Source organism: Aeromicrobium sp. CF4.19 (genome assembly GCF_051262555.1).
In the GTDB taxonomy this organism is placed as follows: Bacteria; Actinomycetota; Actinomycetes; order Propionibacteriales; family Nocardioidaceae; genus Aeromicrobium.
Map to the genome: position 1 here is coordinate 329,416 of NZ_JBIMEU010000004.1, position 21,742 is coordinate 351,157.

At 71.1% G+C, this 21,742-nt stretch carries 25 protein-coding genes and 1 tRNA gene; 11 read left to right on the forward strand and 15 right to left on the reverse strand.

All coding sequences use genetic code 11. The features are described 5' to 3' along the window. Positions 1–39: 39 nt before the first annotated feature. The 10 genes from ACHAAC_RS11525 to ACHAAC_RS11570 form a co-directional block, all read right to left on the reverse strand. Positions 40–519: a DUF3180 domain-containing protein gene (locus ACHAAC_RS11525; RefSeq protein ID WP_435716371.1), complete on the reverse strand. Its 480-nt coding sequence runs from the start codon at positions 517–519 to the stop codon at positions 40–42. Between the two features lie 23 nt (positions 520–542). Further along, positions 543–1,106, reverse strand: coding sequence for a 2-amino-4-hydroxy-6-hydroxymethyldihydropteridine diphosphokinase (folK, locus tag ACHAAC_RS11530; RefSeq protein WP_435716372.1), 564 nt, complete (start codon positions 1,104–1,106; stop codon positions 543–545). Continuing rightward, positions 1,103–1,477 (reverse strand): dihydroneopterin aldolase, encoded by a 375-nt coding sequence (gene folB / locus ACHAAC_RS11535; RefSeq protein ID WP_435716373.1) that lies wholly within the window; start codon positions 1,475–1,477, stop codon positions 1,103–1,105. The genes folK and folB overlap by 4 nt, the downstream gene beginning before the upstream one ends. Beyond that, positions 1,474–1,938, reverse strand: a complete 465-nt coding sequence (locus ACHAAC_RS11540; RefSeq protein ID WP_435716374.1) for a nuclear transport factor 2 family protein — start codon at positions 1,936–1,938, stop codon at positions 1,474–1,476. Before ACHAAC_RS11540 ends, folB begins: the two co-directional genes overlap by 4 nt. Next, entirely contained in the window at positions 1,935–2,801 is an 867-nt protein-coding gene (gene folP, locus ACHAAC_RS11545) for a dihydropteroate synthase (protein ID WP_435716375.1), read from the reverse strand. The genes ACHAAC_RS11540 and folP overlap by 4 nt, the downstream gene beginning before the upstream one ends. Beyond that, the gene (gene folE / locus ACHAAC_RS11550; RefSeq protein WP_435716376.1) at positions 2,798–3,376 is read right to left on the reverse strand and encodes a GTP cyclohydrolase I FolE; all 579 of its coding nucleotides are present in this window, start codon (positions 3,374–3,376) and stop codon (positions 2,798–2,800) included. The genes folP and folE overlap by 4 nt, the downstream gene beginning before the upstream one ends. A gap of 10 nt (positions 3,377–3,386) precedes the next feature. Beyond that, on the reverse strand, positions 3,387–5,468 hold the full coding sequence (gene ftsH / locus ACHAAC_RS11555; protein ID WP_435716377.1) for an ATP-dependent zinc metalloprotease FtsH: 2,082 nt from the start codon (positions 5,466–5,468) through the stop codon (positions 3,387–3,389). 163 nt (positions 5,469–5,631) lie between these two features. Then, positions 5,632–6,189, reverse strand: coding sequence for a hypoxanthine phosphoribosyltransferase (gene hpt / locus ACHAAC_RS11560; RefSeq protein WP_435716378.1), 558 nt, complete (start codon positions 6,187–6,189; stop codon positions 5,632–5,634). A 4-nt stretch (positions 6,190–6,193) separates the two neighbouring features. Then, positions 6,194–7,135 carry a tRNA lysidine(34) synthetase TilS gene (gene tilS / locus ACHAAC_RS11565; protein ID WP_435716407.1) on the reverse strand — a complete coding sequence of 314 codons (942 nt, stop codon included), beginning with the start codon at positions 7,133–7,135 and terminating at the stop codon, positions 6,194–6,196. Positions 7,136–7,295: 160 nt separating this feature from the next. After that, positions 7,296–8,348, reverse strand: a complete 1,053-nt coding sequence (locus ACHAAC_RS11570; RefSeq protein WP_435716379.1) for a zinc-dependent metalloprotease — start codon at positions 8,346–8,348, stop codon at positions 7,296–7,298. Positions 8,349–8,417: 69 nt separating this feature from the next. Here ACHAAC_RS11570 and ACHAAC_RS11575 point away from each other — a divergent pair, with 69 nt between their 5' ends. Genes ACHAAC_RS11575 through ACHAAC_RS11605 form a run of 7 tightly spaced genes read left to right on the forward strand, consistent with a single transcriptional unit; the run spans position 8,418 to position 15,342 of the window. Then, on the forward strand, positions 8,418–11,288 hold the full coding sequence (locus tag ACHAAC_RS11575) for a Na+/H+ antiporter subunit A (protein WP_435716380.1): 2,871 nt from the start codon (positions 8,418–8,420) through the stop codon (positions 11,286–11,288). Next, entirely contained in the window at positions 11,285–11,782 is a 498-nt protein-coding gene (locus tag ACHAAC_RS11580; RefSeq protein ID WP_435716381.1) for a Na(+)/H(+) antiporter subunit C, read from the forward strand. Before ACHAAC_RS11575 ends, ACHAAC_RS11580 begins: the two co-directional genes overlap by 4 nt. Continuing rightward, positions 11,782–13,374 (forward strand): Na+/H+ antiporter subunit D, encoded by a 1,593-nt coding sequence (locus ACHAAC_RS11585; protein WP_435716382.1) that lies wholly within the window; start codon positions 11,782–11,784, stop codon positions 13,372–13,374. Before ACHAAC_RS11580 ends, ACHAAC_RS11585 begins: the two co-directional genes overlap by 1 nt. Further along, a complete protein-coding gene (locus tag ACHAAC_RS11590) occupies positions 13,371–13,898 on the forward strand; it encodes a Na+/H+ antiporter subunit E (RefSeq protein ID WP_435716383.1) in 528 nt (175 codons plus the stop codon). The genes ACHAAC_RS11585 and ACHAAC_RS11590 overlap by 4 nt, the downstream gene beginning before the upstream one ends. Continuing rightward, positions 13,895–14,191 carry a monovalent cation/H+ antiporter complex subunit F gene (locus ACHAAC_RS11595; protein WP_435716384.1) on the forward strand — a complete coding sequence of 99 codons (297 nt, stop codon included), beginning with the start codon at positions 13,895–13,897 and terminating at the stop codon, positions 14,189–14,191. The genes ACHAAC_RS11590 and ACHAAC_RS11595 overlap by 4 nt, the downstream gene beginning before the upstream one ends. Then, on the forward strand, positions 14,188–14,502 hold the full coding sequence (mnhG, locus tag ACHAAC_RS11600) for a monovalent cation/H(+) antiporter subunit G (RefSeq protein ID WP_435716385.1): 315 nt from the start codon (positions 14,188–14,190) through the stop codon (positions 14,500–14,502). Before ACHAAC_RS11595 ends, mnhG begins: the two co-directional genes overlap by 4 nt. Before the next feature lie 48 nt (positions 14,503–14,550). Further along, entirely contained in the window at positions 14,551–15,342 is a 792-nt protein-coding gene (locus tag ACHAAC_RS11605; RefSeq protein WP_435716386.1) for an exodeoxyribonuclease III, read from the forward strand. 8 nt (positions 15,343–15,350) lie between these two features. On the opposite strand, the gene ACHAAC_RS11610 is transcribed toward ACHAAC_RS11605, so the two are convergent. The 4 genes from ACHAAC_RS11610 to ACHAAC_RS11625 form a co-directional block, all read right to left on the reverse strand. Then, positions 15,351–16,649 (reverse strand): class I SAM-dependent methyltransferase, encoded by a 1,299-nt coding sequence (locus ACHAAC_RS11610; protein ID WP_435716387.1) that lies wholly within the window; start codon positions 16,647–16,649, stop codon positions 15,351–15,353. Continuing rightward, complete coding sequence (locus ACHAAC_RS11615) at positions 16,646–18,001, reverse strand: FAD-binding oxidoreductase (protein ID WP_435716388.1); 1,356 nt, start codon at positions 17,999–18,001, stop codon at positions 16,646–16,648. Before ACHAAC_RS11615 ends, ACHAAC_RS11610 begins: the two co-directional genes overlap by 4 nt. Before the next feature lie 74 nt (positions 18,002–18,075). After that, the gene (locus tag ACHAAC_RS11620) at positions 18,076–18,717 is read right to left on the reverse strand and encodes a pirin family protein (RefSeq protein WP_435716389.1); all 642 of its coding nucleotides are present in this window, start codon (positions 18,715–18,717) and stop codon (positions 18,076–18,078) included. Then, on the reverse strand, positions 18,710–19,060 hold the full coding sequence (locus ACHAAC_RS11625; protein WP_435716390.1) for a metallopeptidase family protein: 351 nt from the start codon (positions 19,058–19,060) through the stop codon (positions 18,710–18,712). The genes ACHAAC_RS11620 and ACHAAC_RS11625 overlap by 8 nt, the downstream gene beginning before the upstream one ends. Before the next feature lie 51 nt (positions 19,061–19,111). On the opposite strand from ACHAAC_RS11625, the gene ACHAAC_RS11630 reads away from it, so the two are divergent. From ACHAAC_RS11630 to ACHAAC_RS11645, 4 genes are all read left to right on the forward strand, one after another. Continuing rightward, positions 19,112–19,184: transfer RNA gene (locus ACHAAC_RS11630), tRNA-Glu, on the forward strand. A gap of 343 nt (positions 19,185–19,527) precedes the next feature. Then, a complete protein-coding gene (locus tag ACHAAC_RS11635; RefSeq protein WP_435716391.1) occupies positions 19,528–19,692 on the forward strand; it encodes a hypothetical protein in 165 nt (54 codons plus the stop codon). Between the two features lie 4 nt (positions 19,693–19,696). Continuing rightward, entirely contained in the window at positions 19,697–20,569 is an 873-nt protein-coding gene (gene gluQRS, locus ACHAAC_RS11640) for a tRNA glutamyl-Q(34) synthetase GluQRS (RefSeq protein WP_435716392.1), read from the forward strand. 61 nt (positions 20,570–20,630) lie between these two features. After that, the gene (locus ACHAAC_RS11645) at positions 20,631–20,801 is read left to right on the forward strand and encodes a hypothetical protein (protein WP_435716393.1); all 171 of its coding nucleotides are present in this window, start codon (positions 20,631–20,633) and stop codon (positions 20,799–20,801) included. A 27-nt stretch (positions 20,802–20,828) separates the two neighbouring features. Here ACHAAC_RS11645 and ACHAAC_RS11650 read toward each other — a convergent pair whose 3' ends face one another. After that, a complete protein-coding gene (locus ACHAAC_RS11650; protein ID WP_435716394.1) occupies positions 20,829–21,647 on the reverse strand; it encodes an alpha/beta fold hydrolase in 819 nt (272 codons plus the stop codon). Between the last annotated feature and the right edge of the window lie 95 nt (positions 21,648–21,742).

Consider the following 21,742-nt stretch of genomic DNA (forward strand, 5'->3'; position numbering starts at 1 on the left):
GGCCACGACGTCACACTCAGCGACGTCACGCTCAGCGGGTCAGGTCGTGCGGGAGGCGCCGGGCGGAGGATCGTCGTCCTCGGGCAGTCGTAGCGACCGCTCGAGCCACAGTCCCGCCGCGATGACGGCGATGCTCGCGAGCCCGGCCGCTCCTGACTGCAGGACCCGCTCACGGCCCAGCGCGGTGTCGAGGTCCTCCAGGTAGGACAGCGCGAAGCCGCCGTAGGCACCCAGGAACAGGGCGCCCGCGGTGATGCCCGCCTTGGCGAGAGCGAGCAACCGGATGCCCAGCTCGCTGGACATCTGCCGCTTGTCGTCGCGCAGGTTGCGCCACGTGCCGCGGGCGACGGAGGCCAGGCCGAAGGCGAGGCCGGCCAGGGCGAGCGCGGCGACCCAGCCGGGACGAGGCGGAACGACGTCGAGCCGGGTCGTGACCGCACGCACCGAGCTGCCGACCAGGAGCCCGATGCCCGTGACGCCCGCCACCTGCAGTGCCGTGGTGTGCCGGACGTTCTTCACGAGAGTCCTCTCAGGACATGAGGTCAGAGCATGATCTCGAGGTCCCCCCGACGCGTGACACCCGTGGTGTCGACACCGCCGATGAGGTCTGCCACGAAGCCCTGGCCCGGGATCTCGCCCTCGGGGTCGATCTCCAGCCAGGGGACGAGCACGAAGCCGCGCTCGTGGGCGCGCGGGTGCGGGAGCTGGAGCGTCTCGTCGTCGGCGAGCCGGTCGCCCACGACGATGAGGTCGACGTCGAGCGTGCGGGGAGCGTTCGGCTCGGAGCGCTCGCGGCCGAATGCGTCCTCGATGGCGAGGGCGCGGTCCAGCAGCGTGTGGACCGTCAGCGTGGTGTCGATCAGCACGACGGCGTTGAGGAACGACTCGGCGTCGTCCGGGCCGCCGACGGCCTCGGTCTCATAGACCGAGGAGACCGCGACGATCGTGACCTCGGGGGTGTCCTCGAGGGCCGCGACGGCGCCTTGGAGCCGGTTGAGCCGCTCACCGAGGTTCGACCCGATGGCGATGACCGCCTGGCGGATCGGGCGCATGCCACCGGTCATCGTGTCCGCGTCCAGCACGTACGGCGTGGGCGATTCGGTCACTGCTTGCTCCGCTCTATGGTCACGCTGACGTCCTGGAACGTCACGGTGATGGGGGCTTCTGGCTTGTGCACGGTCACGCTCGCCCACTGCACGGGCGGGTGCGACAGGCACAAGTCCACCATACGGAGGGCGAGGGACTCAACGAGGTCCACCGGCTCCCCGACGATGACGTCGTGGATCTGCTGGGAGAGCACGCCGTAGTCGACGGTGGCCTCCAGCGCGTCGTTCTCACCCGCACCGGTGAGGTCCAGGCCGACGGCGACGTCGACGACGAACTCCTGGCCGTCGCGGCGCTCGTGGTCGAAGACGCCGTGGTTCCCGCGCGCCCGGATGCCGCGCAGGTCGATGCGGTCCAGTCCTGTCGGGATCATGGCGCCTCGTCCTCCTCGACGACGTCGACGGCCTCGAGCACCGGGGAGGCGTGCCGCGACCAGAACCTCCACGGCTCGTCCGCACCCGCCCGCACCAGGACGCTCGTGCAGACCGCCTTGCCGCCGGAGAAGGAGTCGGCCGACTCCGTGCCCTCTCCGGAGAGGATGTTCTCGGTGCAGGTGACCACCGCGACGTCCCCCTCACCGGTACCTTCGGGGCCTCGCGGCGTCCCCGGCAGCACGCTCACCGCGACATCGGTGAGGAAGAACTGGATGTAGTCGACGTTGGCCATGAGCAGCACCCAGGACCGCAGGACGGCATCGGTGCCGATGAGCGGCTCGGCGCCCGGGTGGACGCACGTCGTGCTGGGGGCGTCTGCCCACAACGACTCCATGAGCTCCAGGTCGCCGGTCTCGACGGCGTCGTAGAACGCGCGGTGGCTGGCGAGGACGTCGCTCATGGCAAGCCCTCCGGGGTGCTGCGGATCTCCTGCGCGAGGCGGGCGACGACGCGCACCGCATCGACGGAGCGCAGCGGGTCGTGCACCCGGACGCACCAGGCGCCTGCAGCGGCAGCCAGGGTCGTGAGGGCTGCGGTGGCGTCCTCTCGGGCGGTCACGGGGCGGTGACCGTCGTCGTCCCCGAGCAGCTCGCCCAGGAAGCGCTTGCGACTGGCCGCGACGAGCAACGGGTGACCCAGGCTCGCGAACGTGTCCAGGCCGGCCAGGACCGTCCAGTTCTGCTCGCCGGTCTTGGAGAACCCCAGGCCGGGGTCGACGACGACGTGCTCGGGCGCGATCCCGGCCTCGAGCGCCGCGTCCACCTGGGCCCGCAGCTCTCGCACGACGTCGCCGACGACGTCGTCGTACTGCGTGAGGTCCTGCATGCGATCAGCGTGGCCGCGCCAGTGCATGAGCACCACCGGGGCACCCGTGCGCGCCACCAGGGGGATCATCTCGGGATCCGCCCGGCCGCCCGAGACGTCGTTGACCAGCACCGCTCCGGCGTCCAGCGCGGCGGCCGCGACGTCGGCCCGCATGGTGTCGACCGAGACGTCGACGCCCTGACCCGCGAGCCTGCGGACCACTGGCAGCACGCGCTCGCGCTCCTGCTCGGCGTCGATGCGCATGGCGCCGGGCCGGGTCGACTCCCCGCCGACGTCGACCAGGTCCGCACCCTGCTCCGCGAGCTCGAGACCGTGCTCGGCCGCAGCACCCGGGTCGATCCAGAGACCACCGTCGGAGAAGGAGTCCGGCGTGACGTTGACGACGCCCATGACCCGGCAGCGTCCGATCGGCCGCAGCAGCGTCGCCGTGGAGCTCACGGCCGGCTCCGACCGGCGGTGATGAGCCCCATCGCCTCGGCGCGCGTCGCCGGGTCCCGCAGCTGGCCACGCACCGCACTGGTGATGGTGCTCGCGCCGCCCTTGCGCACGCCTCGCATCGTCATGCACAGGTGCTCGGCCTCGATGACGACGATCACGCCGCGCGGCTGGAGCACCTCGATGAGCGCGTCGGCGATCTGGGTGGTGAGCCGCTCCTGGACCTGGGGACGTCGGGCGAAGACGTCGACCAGCCGGGCCAGCTTGGACAAGCCGGTGACGTGGCCCTCCTCGCGAGGGATGTACCCCACGTGCGCGACGCCCGTGAACGGCACGAGGTGGTGCTCGCACAACGACCACAGCTCGATGTCCTTGACGAGGACGAGCTCGTCGTGGCCGACGTCGAACGTCGCCGAGAGCACCTCGTGGGCGTCCTGGTCCATCCCGGCCAGGAGCTCGGCGTAGGAGCGGGCCACGCGGGCCGGGGTGTCCCTGAGCCCATCACGATCGGGATCCTCCCCCACGGCGAGGAGGAGTTCCCTGATGGCTGCCTCGGCACGCGGCAGGTCGACGCTCATGGGCTTGTTCTCACGGCCTGGGATCGCTCGTGGGGTCATCCGGCGGAGTGCCGGGCGAGCCGGATCCGGGGTCACCGCCGCCGGTGTCGGGCGACGGTGGCTCGGGGGCCGGGTCGGCCTGGGGAGCCGGGGCGTCGGGGCCGGCGTCCGGGCCGATCGTGAGACCCACCGGCTCCTGGGCCCTCGTCCGGGCACTCTCGGGGACGTCGACGGGGGGCACCGGGGAGGGCGACCTGGTCTGCGACCCGGTCCACGCGGGACGCACCTCGCGCCGACGCAGCGGCTCGAAGATGCGGGCGACCTCGCCCTTGTCCAGCGTCTCCACCTCCATCAGCTCCACCACGAGGGAGTCGAGGACGTCGCGGTTCTCCTCCAGGATGTCGAAGGCCTCCTGGTGGGCGCGCAGGATGAATGCCGCGATCTCCTCGTCGACGGCCGACGCGACCGCCTCGGAGTAGTTGCGACTGTGCCCGATGTCGCGGCCCAGGAACGGCTGGGAGTTGTCCTCGCCGAGCTTCACGGCACCCAGCCGCTCGCTCATGCCGTACTGGGTCACCATGGCGCGAGCCAGGTTGGTGGCCTTCTCGATGTCGTTGCCGGCGCCGGTCGTCGGGTTGTGGAAGACGAGCTCCTCAGCGGCACGACCACCCAGCATGTAGGCGAGCTTGTCCTGCAGCTCGGCCCGCGTCTGGCTGTACTTGTCCTCCTCGGGCAGCACCATCGTGTAGCCGAGCGCACGGCCGCGCGGCAGGATCGTGATCTTGTGGACAGGGTCGCTCTGCGGCAGTGCCGCGGCGACGAGGGCGTGGCCGCCCTCGTGGTAGGCCGTCACCAGCCGCTCCCGCTCGTTCATCAGCATCGTGCGCTTCTGCGGCCCCGCCATGACCCTGTCGATCGCCTCGTCCAGCGCGGCGTCGTCGATGACCTTGGCGCTGTTGCGCGCGGTGAGCAGTGCAGCCTCGTTGAGGACGTTGGCGAGATCGGCGCCGCTGAACCCCGGCGTGCGCCGCGCGACGCTCACCATGTCGACGTCGGGCCCGATCGGCTTGCCACGAGCGTGGACGGACAGGATCGTCTCGCGGCCCTTGAGGTCCGGGGCCTCGACGCCGATCTGGCGGTCGAACCGGCCCGGGCGCAGCAAAGCCGGATCGAGGACGTCGGGACGGTTCGTCGCCGCGATGAGGATGACCCCGCCGCGTACGTCGAAGCCGTCCATCTCCACGAGCAGCTGGTTGAGGGTCTGCTCCCGCTCGTCGTGCCCACCGCCCATGCCGGTGCCGCGGTGGCGTCCGACGGCGTCGATCTCGTCGATGAAGACGATGGCCGGGGCGTTCTCCTTGGCCTGCTCGAACAGGTCACGCACGCGGCTCGCGCCCACGCCGACGAACATCTCGACGAAGTCCGAGCCGGAGATGGAGTAGAACGGGACGCCGGCCTCACCGGCGACGGCACGGGCCAGCAACGTCTTGCCGGTGCCGGGCGGGCCGTACAGCAGCACCCCCTTGGGGATCTTCGCGCCGACGGCCTGGAACTTGGCCGGCTCCTGCAGGAACTCCTTGATCTCGCCGAGCTCCTCGATCGCCTCGTCGCAGCCCGCCACGTCGGTGAACGTCGTCTGCGGGGTGTCCTTGGTCATCAGCTTGGCCTTGGACTTGGCGAACTTCATGACGCCGCCGCCACCACCCTGGAAGCGCATCAGGATGTAGATGAACAGGCCGATGAACAGCAGGATCGGCAGGAAGCCGAGCAGGAACTGGGTCAGCACCGACGTCTGCGGGACCTCGACGTTGTAGGAGCCGAGCTCCTTGGCGCGGACCTCTCGTTCGGCCTGCTGGACCAGGCGGCTGCCCTGGTCGCCGAGCCACTTGGCGCGGACCTCGGTGTCGTCGTCCAGGGTGGCGCGGATCTCCTGGTCACCTTCGACGAAGGTGATCTCCTGGACCTGGCCCTCGTCGAGGTAGCCGACGAGGGTGGCGGTCTTGATCTCGCTGTGGCTGTCCCCCGACCCCGAGAGACGCAGCGCCAGGATCACCCCGAGGGCGATGAGGACGATCCACATCCAGGGACCGCGAAACAGGCTCTTGGCATTCATAGGCGCAGGCGTACTGCCCACCCTCCTCGGGTGCTCGGCAAAGACAAGGGAACGCTACACGCACGATGGTCGCGCGTGAGGCGGGCGTTCGGCCTCACGACGCCAACGAGCGCCCCGCCCCGAGGGTTCCCCGACGGCACCACGGTCCGGGGTCGAGTGCCGGTCAGGAGTACACGTGCGGGGCGAGGGTGCCGATGCAGCGCAGGTTGCGGTACTGCTCGGCGAAGTCGAGGCCGTAGCCGACGACGAAGGCGTTGGGGATGTCGAAGCCCACGTAGGTGACGTCGACCTCCATCCGCAGTGCGTCGGGCTTGCGCAGCAGGGTGGCGATCTCGACGGACGCCGGTCCGCGCGAGCGCAGGTTCGCCACCAGCCACGAGAGTGTGAGACCCGTGTCGATGATGTCCTCGACGATGAGCACGTGGCGACCGCTGATGTCGGTGTCCAGGTCCTTGAGGATCCGGACGACACCGGACGACGTCGTCCCGGAGCCGTAGGAGGAGACCGCCATCCAGTCCATCTCGACGTGGCGGCCCAGGCTGCGGGCGAGGTCGGCCATGACCATCACGGCGCCCTTCAGCACGCCGACCAGGAGCAGGTCCTTGCCGTCGTAGTCGCGCTCGATGTCGGCGGCCAGCTCGGCCAGCCGCTCGCGGATCTGCTCCTCGGTGAAGAGTGTCTGGTCCAGGTCGAGGTCGCCGTCGACGTGCTGTTGTTCCACGGCGTCAGCCTGCCACAGGGGTGGGGGCGAAGAGCAGGGAAGTCCCCCTGCGCGAGCAGCTCACGCCCCCGGGGAGCTCGATGCGCTCCTGCCCGTCGTAGGCGGTGACCAGACGGGCGAGGGCGGCAACGTGGCCGGCACCGGTGGCGGAGGCGTCCGCACCGGCCTCGAGCGCGAGGCGGCGCAGGGCGCGCGAGCGCAGCGCCGGGGGCAGCGCGGCCAACGTCGGGACGTCCGGATCGACGACCTCGGCGGCGAGCTCGTCCAGCAGGTCGGCGTCGTCGCGGAGCTGGTCGGCCGTCCGGGCGAGCGCGTCGACGACACCTCCGGCGAGCACGTCGTCGAGCAGCGGGAGCGCCTCCCGCCGGACCCTGACACGTCGATAGGCGGGATCGCTGTTGTGCGGGTCCTCCCACCAGGTGAGCGACTGGGCTCGGCAGACGGCCTCCGTGTCGGCCCGTCGCAGGCCGAGGAAGGGACGGCGCCACGGGCCGTCGACCCGGCGCATGCCGGCCAGCGAACGTGGACCGGAGCCCCGCCCCAGGCCCAGGAGCACCGTCTCGGCCTGGTCGTCCCGGGTGTGGCCGAGCAGGACGACCCCGTCCGGGCCGGCGGCCCCCAGCAGCGCCTCCCGCCGAGCGGAGCGAGCGGCCGCCTCGGGGCCACCTGGCCCACCGACCTCCACGGCGACCACGGACGCCGGCAGGCCGAGGCCCGCCACCTGCTCGGCCGCTCGTGCCGCCACCGTTGCCGAGTCCTCCTGCAGGCGGTGGTCGACGACCACGGCACGGACCTCGCGACCGTCGCGGCCGGCGACGAAGGCCGCGCAGGCCGCGAGTGCGAGGGAGTCCGCGCCGCCGGAGAGCCCGACGATCACGGGCACGTCGAGGGCGACGTCGGCCAGGACGCCGCGCACCCCGCGTCGTCCATCGGCCTCAGCCGCCATGAGCCTCACCCGCACATTCTCCCGCACCCGCCCGAGCGGTGACCTGCTCGTCCTTCCTGCCCCGTGTCGGTGGATCAATTGTCTTGTAGGACGGCATTTCAATAGAGACTCACCGCCTCCGGGACCGCCGGGCCCGTACCCCTCGATGGCCGGAGGCCGGTCAGGCGTGGACGCGGGCGAGCCAGAGCTCGGGGTCGAGGATCTCTGCCTTCGTGGGCAGGTTGGCCGGCTCGGCCCACACGGCGTCGAAGCCGTCACGGCCCGCGGTGTCGACGACCGCCCGGACGAACACCGCGCCGTCGCGGTACTGCCGCAGCTTGGACTCCATCCCGAGCAGGCGACGCAGGACCTTGTCCAGCCCGCTGCCGCCGGAGCGACGCTGCTCGAAGCGTCGGCGAATGTTCGCGACGCTCGGGATCACCTGAGGGCCCACGCCGTCCATGACGACGTCGGCGTGACCCTCGAGCAGCGACATCACGCCGGTCACCTTCTCCACCACGGCCTTCTGCTCCTCGTTCTGCAGCAGGTCCGCGAGCGACGCCTCCGACTCACCGCGCAGGATGCGCACGAGCTCCCCGGCTCCGTCGGTGAGCATCCGCGACAGCGCCTGGGGGTCGACATCGGTGGCGTCCACGAACTCGCCCATGAGGCCGCGCACGTGGTCGCGCATCCAGGGCACGGCGGTGAACTGCACCCGGTGGGTCTGCTCGTGCAGGGCCACCCAGAGGCGGAAGTCGTGCGGGTCGACGCCCAGCCGACGCTCGGCGTCGACGATGTTGGGAGCGACGAGCAGCAACCGACCGCCTTCTCCGGAAGCTCCTGTCCAGAACGGGTCGAACTGCCCGAGGACCTTGGTCGAGAGATAGGACATCACCGTGCCGATCTCGACGCCGCCGGCGACGGCACCGACGCCCTGCAGCCGCTGGGGCACCCGCTGCGCCTCGGCCACCTTGTCCAGCACCGGCTCCAGGATCGTCTGGAACGTCGCGAGATTGGCATCCACCCACCGGGCTCGGTCGACCACGAGCACGGGGGCGGCGCTGGCCGGCCCCGGAGGGGCGACGAGCCCGGTGTACTCGCGCACCGGGTCCTCGGCCGTGACGGCGGCGCGACGCAGGGTGTCCACCACGTCGTCGGCCTCGGTGGCGGTGAGCTCGGGGCCCGGTCGGACGAGCGTGGTCGCGGTGCCGCGGGCGACCTTCCAGTCGATCATGCGCTCCACGGTAGGCCCAGCGTCCTGAGCGGCGTGCGCTGCGCGCGCCCCGATAGGATGACCTCACTCATGATCGGGCTCATCGCGTTGCACTTCCTCGCCGCAGCCGTCGCCCCCGTCCTGACCCGCCGACTGGATCGACGAGCCTTCCTGCTCCTGGCCCTGGTGCCCGCCGCCTCGTTCATCTGGCTGCTCGGACCGGTGGCCGACGTCGTCTCCGGTGGGGACCCGCGTACCGAGCAGGTCGCGTGGATCGCCTCCATCGGGCTGGACATCGACACGATCCTCACCCCGCTGACCGGCATCATGGCCCTCGTCGTCACGGGGGTCGGCGCCCTGGTCCTCATGTACTGCGCGTGGTACTTCCGCGTCGACGACCCGGAGATCTGGCGCTTCTCGGCCGTGCTGGTGGGCTTCGCCGGCTCGATGCTGGGACTCGTCCTGGCCGACAACCTCTACGTCCTCTACATCTTCTGGGAGCTGACGACGGTCCTGTCGTTCCTGCTCATCGGCCACAACCCCGAGCGCAAGGCCAACCGGCGGGCAGCGATGAACGCGCTGCTGGTGACGACGTTCGGGGGCCTGGTGATGCTCGTCGGGCTGTTCGTGCTCGGGCTGGAGGCGGACACGACGCGGATCAGCGAGATCCTGGCCGATCCTCCCTCCGGAGCCGCCACGACGACAGCCGTGATGCTGATCCTCGTGGGCGCCGTGAGCAAGTCCGCGCTCGTCCCGTTCCACTTCTGGCTCCCCGGCGCGATGGCTGCCCCCACACCGGTCAGCGCCTACCTGCACGCCGCCGCGATGGTGAAGGCCGGCGTCTTCCTCGTGGCGCTCATGGCGCCAGCGTTCGCCGACGTCCCGGGATGGCGGCCGCTGCTCATCGGCGCCGGGCTGGTCACGATGCTCATCGGGGGCCTGCGTGCCCTGCGCCAGCACGACATCAAGCTCCTGCTCGCCTACGGCACGGTGAGCCAGCTGGGGTTCCTGATCGCCGTGGTCGGCGCGGGCACGCGCTCGGCCGCCTTCGCCGGGCTGGCCCTGCTCCTGAGCCACGCGCTGTTCAAGTCGGCGCTGTTCCTCGTGGTGGGCATCATCGACCGCAGCACCGGCACCCGCGACCTGCGCGAGCTCACCGGCCTGCACCGCAGGCTCCCGGTGCTCTTCGTCGCGACCCTGCTCGCGGCAGCCTCGATGGCCGGCGTCCCCCCGCTGCTCGGGTTCACGGCCAAGGAGGCTGCCCTGGCCGCCTTCGTGGACCTCGGGACCGATGCCGACCTCGGGCTGTGGGGACCTGTTGCCCTCGCCGGCCTCGTGCTCGGCTCGATCCTCACCGTCGCCTACACCGCACGCTTCGTGTGGGGTGCCTTCGGGGTGCGAGACGTCCCCGAGCCCACGGTCGTCGACCCCGGGCTCGGCTTCCAGGCTGCGCCGACGGTGCTCGCGGGCCTCTCGTTGCTGGGTGGGTTCCTCGGCGCCCTGGCCACCCCGTGGGTCATGGCCTACGCAGAGGAGCAGCCCGCGGGCGTGCACGAACCCGTGCTGACGCTGTGGCACGGGTTCACGCCTGCACTCGGGCTCTCCGTCCTCGTGATCGTCGCCGGCCTGGTCCTGTGGGTCCTGCGCCGCCGGGTGGCGGCGATCCAGGAGACGCTCGTCACCCGGCTCCACCTGCCGGACGCCGAGCTGGTCTACCACGAGGTCATCCGTGGAGTCGACCGCTTCTCGATCGAGCTCACCGGCCGCACCCAGCGCGGTTCGCTGCCCTTCTACCTCGCCGTGATGCTCATCGTCCTCGTCACCATGCCGGGGTACGCCCTGGTGACCAGCTGGGAGAACGTCTCGGTCCGCGGGCCCGACAGCTGGATCCAGGTCGCCGTCGTCGCGCTCCTGGTGGTCGCCTCCGTCCTCACGGTGCGTTCCCGCCGGCGTCTGCGCGCCGTGCTGCTGCTCGGCGTCACCGGGTACGGCACGGCACTGCTGTTCGTCGTCCACGGCGCCCCCGACCTCGCGCTGACCCAGGTCCTGGTGGAGACGTTCTGCGTCGTCACCTTCGTCCTGGTGATGCGCCGGCTGCCACCGTTCTTCTCGGACCGGCCGTTCACCACGGCACGCTGGCTGAGGGTCTCCCTCGGTGCGCTCACGGGCCTCGCGGTCGGGGGCTACGCACTGCTGGCCTCCTCCTCACGCACCGCCGACCCCGTGGGGCAGGAGTTCGCCGGGCCGGCCAAGGACTTCGGCGGAGGCGAGAACGTCGTCAACATCACCCTGGTCGACATCCGCGTCTGGGACACGTTCGGCGAGCTCGCGGTGCTGGTCGTCGCCGCCACGGGGATCGCCAGCCTGATCTTCCTGCTCACCGACCGGGCCACCTCGCACCGGGAGACCCGGCGCAACCGACGTCCGGAGGTGGCGGACCCGGGCTGGCTGCGCGGCGCCGAGGCCGTGGCGGACCGCCGACGCTCCGTCATGTTCGAGATCGTCGCCCGCGCCGTCTTCCCGGTGCTGATGCTCTTCTCCCTCTACCTCATGTTCGCGGGTCACTACCTGCCCGGCGGTGGCTTCGCCGGCGGGCTGGTGGCCGGGCTCGCCCTGATGGTCCGCTACCTCGCCGGTGGTCGGTCCGAGCTGGACTCCGCGGCCCCCATCGACGCCGGCGTGGTGCTGGGCTCCGGCCTCGTGGTGGCCGCCGTGTCCGGGCTCGTGCCCGCCCTGCTCGGGTTCAACGCCTTCCAGAGCGGCATCTTCGACCTGGAGATCCCGCTCTTCGGCACCCTGCACTTCGTCACCTCGCTGATCTTCGACGTGGGCGTCTACCTCGTGGTCATCGGTCTCTCGCTCGACGTCCTGCGCAGCCTGGGTGGCGGCATCGACAAGCACGGCGAGGAAGCACGCGAGCCCGAGCCGGGGCCGGAGGACGAGGAGGTGATGGCCACGTGACCACCAACCTCGCCCTTGTCGTGGCGATCGTCTTCCTCGTCGGCTGCGGCACGACGCTCGTGCTCGAGCGCAGCCTGACGCGCATCCTCATCGGCTTCTTCATGATCGGCAACGGCGTCAACCTGGTCTTCATCGTGGCCTCGGGACCTCGGGGTCGTGCGCCCATCGTGGACGGCAGCGACGGCGCGATGAGCGACCCGCTGCCCCAGGCGATGGTGCTCACCGCCATCGTCATCGCCCTCGGCGTCACGGCCTTCGGCCTGGCCCTGGCCTACCGGGCGTGGCAGCTGACCGGCCATGACGACGTGCAGGACGACCTCGAGGACGACCTCGTACGCCGGCGTGCCGACATGGACACGACGTCGGCGACCTTCGACGACGTCGCCGCTGGGCTGCCGGACGAGGAGGGCGTGGACGAGCCGCCGTCCCCGGCGGACCCGGACATGGACACCGCCGACCACCGCCCGCACACCCACCCGCAGGAGGACTCCTGATGACCCAGCTCGTCATCGTCCCGGTGCTGCTGCCGCTGCTGGGAGCGGGACTGTGCCTGGTCCTCGGCCGATCGGCCCGGGCCCAGCGACTGGTGAGCGTCGTGGTGCTGTCGACCGTCGTCGTCACCGCGGCCACGCTGCTGGTCCGCGCCGACCGCTTCGGGCCGCAGGCAGTCTCCATCGGTGGCTGGGGACCGGACATCGGCATCTCGCTGGTCGCCGACCGGCTCTCCGCACTGATGCTGCTGGTCTCCACGGTCGTGACCCTGTGCGTCCTGCTGTACTCCTTCGGGCAGGGGATCGTGGAGTTCGGACGGGACACCCCCCTGTCGGTCTTCCACCCGACCTACCTCGTGCTGAGCGCGGGTGTCTCCAACGCCTTCCTCTCCGCCGACCTGTTCAACCTGTTCGTCGGCTTCGAGGTGCTGCTCGCCTCCAGCTTCGTGCTCATCACGCTCGGCGGCACCGAGGCACGCATCAGGGCGGGCACGATCTACATCATCGTCAGCCTCGTCTCCTCGATGATCTTCCTCATCTCCATCGCCTGCGTGTACGCCGCCACCGGCACGGTGAACTTCGCCCAGCTGGCCACCCGGCTCGGCGACCTCCCGCCGGGCGTCGCGCTCATGCTCCAGCTCCTGCTGCTCACGACGTTCTGCATCAAGGCTGCCGTCTTCCCGCTCTCGGCCTGGCTGCCCGACTCCTACCCCACGGCCCCTGCGCCGGTCACCGCCGTGTTCGCCGGGCTGCTCACGAAGGTCGGCATCTACGCCATCGTCCGCACGCAGACGTTGCTCTTCCCGGGGGACGCCGTGCGCGACCTCCTGCTCTGGGCGTCGATCCTGACGATGGTGATCGGCATCCTCGGCGCCGTGGCGCAGTCCGACGTCAAGCGCGTTCTGTCCTTCACGCTCGTGAGCCACATCGGCTTCATGCTGTTCGGCATCGCCATCGCCAGCCAGCTCGGCCTGTCCGGAGCGATCTTCTACATCGTGCACCACATCACGGTGCAGACCGTGCTGTTCCTCGTCGCCGGTCTCATCGAGTACCGCAGCGGCACGACGAACCTGGAGAAGCTCGGCGGTCTGGCCCGTTCCGCCCCGGTGCTCGCGGTCGTGTTCTTCGTGCCCGCCATGAACCTCGCCGGCATCCCGCCGTTCTCCGGCTTCCTGGGCAAGATCGCCCTCGGGCAGGCCGGGATCGCCGCAGGCGACTGGCTGGCGATCGTCGGGGTCGCGGCGTCGGTGCTCACCAGCCTGCTGACGCTCTACGCCGTCGCCAAGGTGTGGAACCGTGCCTTCTGGCAGCCCGTGAAGGAGGTCCCCGCGGACCACGACGACGACTGGTCCCACGGGCCCCTGCACGGCCACGGCCAGGTCTCCACCGGGACCCAGGTGACGTCCATGTGGGAGAAGGTGGAGGAGGAGACCCGGGTGCCGTTCGGCATGGGTGGTCCCACCGTGATCCTCGTGCTGGCCAGCATCGTCCTGACGGTGGCCGCCGGGCCGCTCTTCGGCATCACCGATCGCGCCGCGGCCGAGCTGCTGGAGCGCACGCCCTACATCGTCGCCGTCCTGGGGGAGGCAGCATGAACGGCCGCTGGCCCCAGGTGATCGGCCTGGGCGTGATCTGGATCCTGATGTGGGGCGAGCTGACGCCGACCATCGTCGTCGGCGGCCTGCTGGCGGCCTTCTTCGTGGTGGTCGTCTTCCCGTTCCCTCGCGCCCCGTGGCGGTGGACGGTGCGCCCGTGGCCGACCCTCGTCCTGCTGGCCCGGTTCGTCGTCGACCTCGTGCGGGCCAGCATCGAGGTCTCCTGGCTCGCGCTGCGCCCCAGTCCCCCGCCGCCGAGCGCTGTGCTCCGCGTCGACCTTCGCACCAGCTCGGAGCTGCTCATGACCATCACCGCGGAGCTGGTCTCCCTGGTGCCGGGCTCGCTGATCATCGAGCTGGACCCCAGCCAGCACTCGCTCTTCCTGCACGTGCTCGACGCCCGATCGCCCGAGCGGATCGACCGCGCCCGGCGCTTCGTGCTCCTGCAGGAGGACCGGGTCGTCAGGGCCCTGGCCCCGCGCGACGAGCGTGACAGCCTGCTGGCCCAGGAGAGTGCCGCATGACGGCGGTCGGCCTGGTGTGCGCGGCGCTGCTCGCCGCCACCGGCCTGCTCTGCATGGTCCGCATCGTCCGCGGCCCGACGATGCTCGACCGGACGGTGGCGACCGACGTGTTCGTGGCCGCCAGCATCGGAGCGGTGGGCGTGCAGGCCGCCGTCGGGCAGCACACGACGACCGTCCCGGTGATTCTCGCGCTGGCACTGGTGGGCTTCCTCGGCTCGGTCAGCATCGCGCGCTTCGCCGCCCGCGACGGTGACGGCAGCCCCCATGTCGAGCAGGAGGAGGAGCGCCCATGATCGACGTCATCGCCGGTGCGTGCCTGATCCTCGGTGCGTTCCTCGCGCTCGTCGCGGGGATCGGCCTGGTCCGCTTCCCCGACGTGCTGACCCGCATGCACGCAGCCACCAAGCCGCAGTCGCTGGGCATCGTCCTGGTCCTGATCGGCCTCGCGCTGCGCGTCGACGACCGCGGGGCCCTCACGCTGATCGCGCTGGCCGGCATCTTCCAGCTCGTCACGGCCCCCGTCGCCGCCCACATGGTCGGCAGGGCGGCGTTCCGGGCCGGTCACGTGGACCGCGCGTCCCTGGCCCGCGACGACCTGGCCTGACCCGAGCCGTCGAGCCGTCGCCTCAGAGGCGGTTGGTAGGTTCGGCGGATGCGCATCGCGACGTGGAACGTCAACTCCATCCGCAGCCGCATCGACCGGGTGACCAGCTGGCTGGAGCGCTCCGACGTCGACGTCCTGGCCATCCAGGAGACCAAGTGTCGCGAGGACCAGTTCCCCGGGCTGGAGCTCAGCTCGATGGGGTACGAGTACGCCCACGTCGGCCTGAACCAGTGGAACGGCGTGGCGCTGCTCTCGCGCGTCGGGCTAGAGGACGTCAGCACGTCCTTCGCCGAGGACCAGCCGCGGTTCGGCGATCCCGAGGTGCTCGAGCCGCGGGCCGTGGGAGCGACGTGCGGCGGGGTGCGGGTGTGGAGCCTGTACGTGCCCAACGGCCGCGAGCTGGACCACGCCCACTACCACTACAAGCTCGCCTGGCTGGAGAGCCTGCGCACCGCCGCGACCGGCTGGCTGGCCGACGACCCCGACGCCCAGATCGCGCTCACGGGCGACTGGAACATCGCACCCGAGGACGACGACGTCTGGGACATGGCGGTCTTCGAGGGCAAGACCCATGTCTCCGAGCCCGAGCGGCAGGCCTTCCGCGACATGCTGACGACCGGCTTCACGGACGTCGTCCGCCCGCACACCCCCGGCCCCGGCACGTACACCTACTGGGACTACCAGCAGCTGGCCTTCCCCAAGAAGCGCGGTCTGCGCATCGACTTCGTGCTGGCCTCCCAGGCGCTGGCGGCACGCGTCGACGGCGCGTCGATCGACCGCGAGGAGCGCAAGGGCAAGGGCGCCAGCGACCACGCCCCGGTGGTCGTCGACCTCGACTGAGGACCCGGTCAGCTCCCCCAGGTGGGGCGCAGTGGCATCTGGGCGTCGCCGCCCTCGCCGACCTTGACGCCCAGGACGTGGTGCAGCCCGATCTCGGCCCGCTCGAAGGCGAGCCGGGAACCCGCCATGTACAGGCCCCAGACCTTGGCCGTCCCGAGCGGGACCTCCTCCAGCGCCTCGTCCCAGTGGGCCTCGAGGTTCTCGCTCCACGACCGCAGGGTCAGGGCGTAGTGCTCGCGCAGGTCCTCGACGTGGCGGACCTCCAGCCCGTGGTCGTGCATCGCAGAAACGATCGTCCCGACCGGAGCCAGCTCCCCGTCGGGGAAGACGTAGCGGTCGATGAAGGCCCCGGCGTTGGTGTCGAGCGAGCCGTCGCGTCGGGTGATGCAGTGGTTCAGCATCCGGCCACCGGTGCGCAGCCTGCTCTGCAGGAAGGTGAAGTACTCGCCGTAGTTGCGCACACCGATGTGCTCGGTGAGGCCGATGGAGCTGACCGCGTCGAAACCGGTCTCCTGGACGTCGCGATAGTCGCCGAATCGCACCTCGGCGAGGTCGGCCAGGCCCTCGGCCTCGATGCGGGCCTGTGCCCACTCCGCCTGCTGCCGCGACAAGGTGATGCCGATGACCTTCACGCCGTGGTGTCGGGCGGCGTGGCGCACCATGCCGCCCCAGCCGCAGCCGACGTCCAGCAGCCGGTCCCCGGGCTTGAGCCCGAGCTTGCGGGCGACGAGGTCGTACTTCTCGTGCTGCGCCTGCTCCAGCGTGGCGTCCGCAGTCGGGAACACGGCACAGGTGTAGGTCATCGACGGTCCGAGCACCAGCTCGTAGAAGCGGTTGGACACGTCGTAGTGGTGGTGGATGGCCTCGGCATCGCGGATCTTGCTGTGCCGCAGCCCCTCCATGGCCCGGCGCCAGCGCGGCAGGTGCTCCTGCGGTGGCGGCGGCGGGGGCTTGAGGTGGACCAGCCCGAGGCTCCGGACGATGCGCAGCAGCTCCCCGGGCGCCGGCATCCGCAGCCGCAACCGGCTCTGCACGAGCAGCATCAGGTCGTAGGGGTTGGCCAGCGAGACGCCCTCGAGCTCGAGGTCGCCCGCGACGAAGGCCCGCGCGAAGCCGAGGTCCCCGGGTGCGGTCATCAGGTAGGCCAGGCCCCGCTCGGTCAGCAGGCGCACCGTCAACGGCGCCTCGGCGGCCGGCGGACCGGCACTGCTGCCGTCGTAGGCCTCGAAGTGGAACGGCATGCCGTCACGCATGAGCCGCTCCACCGCCTGGGCGATCGTGAGTCGGGTGCCGACGTCCGTGGTCATGAGTTGCCCACCGCCTTGTCGTAGAGGGAGCTGAGTCGTTGGTCCGGGTCGTACCGGGCCCGCGCCGCGTCGAGCGTCGCGACGCCGTAGAGGTCGGCGAAGGTGGCGGGATCGTAGAACGCCTCCGAGTACAGCGACTTGTGCCCGCCGAGCTCGTGGACGGCCGCCTCGATCCGACGGTTGACCGCGCCGGGCGCCGCGTCGGCCGGGACCTCGACGGTCCCCCAGAAGCCGACGTTGACGTAGGTCTCACCCGGCCTGAGCGGGTACGTCGGCCACGGACGGGTGGTGCGCAACGGGCAGACCCAGACGGGGCGCATCCCGACGTTCTCGTCGAACCACGCGAGGAACGCCGGGAGCTGACCCACCGGGACCTCGACGTCCTGGATGACCTTCTCGCGGCCGGTGACGTGACGCAGGCGATCGAGCACCCGACTGATCCCGAGCCGAGCATCGACACCGAGGAGGCGGTGGTAGACGTCGCTGCGTCGCCATCGGCGGGGCCACACCCGGCGGACCCAGGGGTTCTGCGCCCCGAACGCCGCCGAGCACCAGAACCAGTCGGTGTCCCACCGCCAGAGGTAGTCCAGCATCGTGAGCCGGTCGGTGCCACGCTCCTGCACCGAGCGGTAGTAGACCGCCTGACCGGTGTAGTCGCTCGTGGGCCCGGGCTCCTCGGTGAACCTGGCCAGCGTCAGACGCACCTCGCCGGGGCTGAACGCCGTCCCGTCGAGGCCGTCGACCCGCTCACCCTCCCACTCGCCGGACGCGCAGATCTGCTCGATCGCCCGCACCGCTCCGGGGGCGTCGAGCCGGACGTGCCGCAGCGCGACGTAGGGCGGGACCGGCTCGAGCCGGATGCGCAGGCGTGTCGCGTAGCCGAGGGAGCCGTAGGAGTTGGGGAAGGACTCGAAGAGCTCGGCGTGCTCACCGTCGGGCGTGGCGGTGACGACCTCGCCGGCCCCCGTCAGCACGTCCATCTCCAGCACCGACTCGTGCGGCAGGCCGTTGCGAAAGGACGTCGACTCGATGCCGAGACCGGTGACGGCGCCGCCGAGCGTGATGGTGCGCAGCTGGGGCACGACGTACGGGATGAGGCCGTGGGGCAGGACGGCGTCCACGAGGTCCTCGTACGTGCACATGCCCTGCACGTCTGCCGTGCGGGACGCGACGTCGATCGCGATCACGCCGTCCAGTCCGCTGACGTCGAGACCGGGCGCGTCGGAGCGGGCCCTGGGACGGAAGAGGTTCGAGGTCCGCTTGGCCAGCCGGATGCGGGCCCCCGGCGCGACGGCTCCGAAGGAGTCCACGAGGCGATCCACTGCTGCGGCGTGCGACGTCCATCCCCTCACACGCCCACTCTATTCCTGTTCGGACGAGCGGTACCACCAGGGTGGTTGCACAGTGCAACCTAGTCGGGCAACGGTCACTGGTCGAGCAGCCAGACCAGAGCCTCGCCGTCACCGGCGACCCTTCCGACCGGTTCGTCGGTCCGCAGCTCGTCTCCCACGGCGAGCAGAGCCCCCGCGGCCTCGATCTCCCCGCGGGTCACGTGCACGAGCGTGCGAGCGGCCTCGGGCAGCTGCAGCCGAGCACCGGCCGGGCGGGCCACGACCAGCCGGGCCGGCGCCTCGACCTCGACAGCCCGGACCAGGCCGGCGCCGTGGGCCTCCACCGAGGCGTAGCGCGGAGCGCCCACATGGTCCGAGCGCAGCATCGACTGCACGAACACCAGCGGCTCCTGCACGGAGACGTTGCGCTCGGCGTGCTGGACACCCGACCCGGCACTGAGGCGTTGCGCGACGCCCGGCTCGATGGTGCTTCCCTCCCCCGTCGAGTCCTCGTGCGCCAGAGCGCCCTCCACCACCCAGGTGACGATCTCCACGTCAGCGTGCCGGTGCGCGTCGTAACCCGCCCCGGGGTCGACGTGCTCGACGTTCAGGGCCGACAACGCCCCGAACCCGAGGTTGTCCGGGTCGTAGTGGCGCCCGTAGCTGAAGGAGTGCCACGTGCGCGTGCCGTCCCCCTCCGTCAGGAAGCGGTCGCCGGCGCGGCGGACCTCACGCATAGCCCAGCTCGTGCAGGCGGGCGTCGTCGATCCCGAAGTGGTGGGCGATCTCGTGCACGACGGTGATGTGCACCTCGCGGACCACGTCCTCCTGGGTCTCACAGATCGCGAGGATGGGATGGCGGAAGATGCTGATCCGGTCCGGGAGGACTCCCCCGTAGGAGGAGTCACGCTCGGTCAGGGCCACCCCGTCGTACAGCCCGAGCAGGTGCGGATCCTCCGGCGGAGCGTCGTCCTCGACGAACAGCACGACGTTGTCCAGCAGCGCGGCCAGCTCATCGGGCACCTGCGCGAAGGCCGCCTCGACCAGCTCGTCGAAGCGCTGCTCGCTCACCTCCACCATGGCCCCATCCTGCCCGAGAAGGCCTGAGGCCCGTATGCTGGGCGCCGCCGCGCCCCGTTCGTCTAGCGGCCCAGGACGCCGCCCTTTCAAGGCGGTAGCGCGGGTTCGAATCCCGTACGGGGTACTGGGTGGGACGCCCTCGGGTCGTCACCCCGCTCGTCCCTCGCGAGGTCGGACCCTCGGGCTCATTCCCGGCTCGCAGAGCTCGCAGGGCCCACCCGCCGGGCTCCCGCCCGGCCTACGGGAGCCGTCTCGGGTCTTCCGCGAGTGGCGCAGATCTGCGTTTTCGAGACGGCGTGTCGCGCGAATCTGCGCCACTCGCGGTCGGGTTTGCGCCACTCGCGACATCCGCGTCTTCAAGGTGGTTGAAAGGCGGAGCATATGCCGCCTGACCTGCGCAAACGACTGTGACCAAGATCACTTCGGCCGAGTTGGGGAACCCCCCTGAACCTGCCTACTATTCCCTCGTGCTCGTGATGCTCCTGACGCTGTTCAGCCTCTTCCTCACCGTCGCCCTCGGCGGCATCTTCCTCGTCGGCCTGCACCGTGTGGTGCAGTGGGCCGTCGCCACCCTGGAGGCCCGCAGGGCCCGCGAGGTGGCGCTCGAGGAGCCTTCCCTCACGTCACACTGAGCGGGTGTCCGCCGGTCGCTTCGCACCGTCCCCGTCGGGGGACCTGCACGTCGGCAACCTGCGCACCGGTCTGCTGGCCTGGCTGTTCGCCCGGTCGACGGCCCGACGCTTCCTCGTGCGCATCGAGGACCTCGACCGCGTGCGCGAGGGCTCCGAGCAACGCCAGCTCGACGACCTGCGCGGCATCGGCCTGGACTGGGACGGCCCGATCGTGCGCCAGAGCGAGCGGCGCGACCTGTACGAGGACGCGATCGCGACGCTCACGGCCGCCGAACGCACGTTCCCGTGCTTCTGCACCCGCCGCGAGGTGCTGGAGGCGCCCTCGGCCCCGCACCTGCCTCCGGGCGCCTACCCGGGGACGTGCCGCGACCTGAGCACGGCCGAGCAGGCGCGTAGGTCGCGAGTACGACCACCAGCCCTGCGCCTGCGCTCCGACCCCGGCACCTGGAGCGTCGACGACGAGCTGCACGGGACGTTCACCGGCGGCCTCGACGACGTCGTCCTGCGTCGGGGTGACGGCGTCCCCGCCTACAACCTGGCCGTGGTCGTGGACGACGCCGCCCAGGGCATCGATCAGGTCGTCCGCGCCGACGACCTGCTCTCCTCGGCGCCGCGCCAGGCCCACCTCGCGCACCTGCTGGGACACCCGCCGCCGCGCTACGCCCACGTCCCGCTCGCGCTGAGCGCCGAGGGGAAGCGACTGGCCAAGCGTGACGGGGCGATCACGCTGCGCCAGCTCGCCGTCGCCGGCCTGGACCCGCTGCGTCTCATCACCGACTCCCTCGGCCTGCCGGCGGCGGCCCCCGCCGACCTGCTCGAGCCCTTCGACCCCACCTGCCTCCCCCGCGAGCCCTGGACGTTCGTCCCCCCTCGCTGACCCGGGCGCGACGTCCGCCTGGCCGCCAGGTCCCGGCCCCAGCCCTCGATAGAGTGCGGGGATGGACGAGTTCGCGGTGGGAGACGGCGTCACCGCCAAGGGCGGGCCGATGAAGGGGCTCTACGGCACCGTCGTGTGGTTCTACGAGGACAAGGACCAGCTGCTCGTCCGCTTCGGCGGGACACAGCAGATGTACTTCACGGCGGACGAGCTCGAGCGCTGGGGCGCGTAGCCACGGAGGCGAGGCCCGCAGAGGTGCTCAGTGTCGCGCGAGGAAGTCCTCGATCAGGGCGTTGACCGACTCGGGCTGCTCCACGGTGCTGGAGTGGCCGCAGTCCGGGACGATCGCGAGCTCGGCGCCGTCGATCCCGGCGACGATCGTCTCCGCCTTGGCCACCGGGGTGGCGGCGTCGTCCGCGCCGACGATCACGAGCGTCGGGGCGGTGATCGCGGACAGCTCGGCGGAGATCGGTTCCCGGTCGGTGACACCAAGGATCGCGGTGCGCATCCCGGCGCGGTCCACGGAGCGCAGCGTCGCCAGCCAGGGCTGCACGACCACGTCCCGTCGCGGTGAGGACAGCAGCGGGGGCGCGAACATGATCTGCTCAACCTGGGAGCGGACCGGCCCGATGCCGAGCCAGCGATAGACGCGCGCGAGCAGCCGGTAGCGGGAGATCTTCTCCGGATCCTCGGGGCCTGCGCTGGTGTCCAGCAGGACGAGCGATCGCACTCGCTCGGGGTGCCGGGCCGCGACGCGCATCCCCACGAAGCCGCCCATCGACAGCCCTGCGTAGTGCACCTGCTCGAGGCCGAGGTGGTCCAGGAGGCCGATCAGGTCGTCCGTCAGCGAGTCCATGTCCGCGGCCCCGTCGGCGCTCGGCGGCGTGCCGCCCTGGCCGCGCCAGTCGACGGTGATGCACCGGTACGTCGAGGACAGGGCCTCGACCTGGGGGTGGAACATCCACCCGCTGAACAGCAGCCCGTGGCCCATCACCAGTGCCGGAGCGTCCTCACGACCGGGCGGCGGGCCCGTGTCCGTGTAGTGCTGGACGATCCCGTTCACCGTGGCCTGGGGCATGCCTCAGGATGGCACGGGAGCCCGCCTGCGGACGCGCACGAGCTTGCCCCCGCTTGCGGGGAAGTGCTCGGGGGCGGAGCGAAGCCGGGCACGAA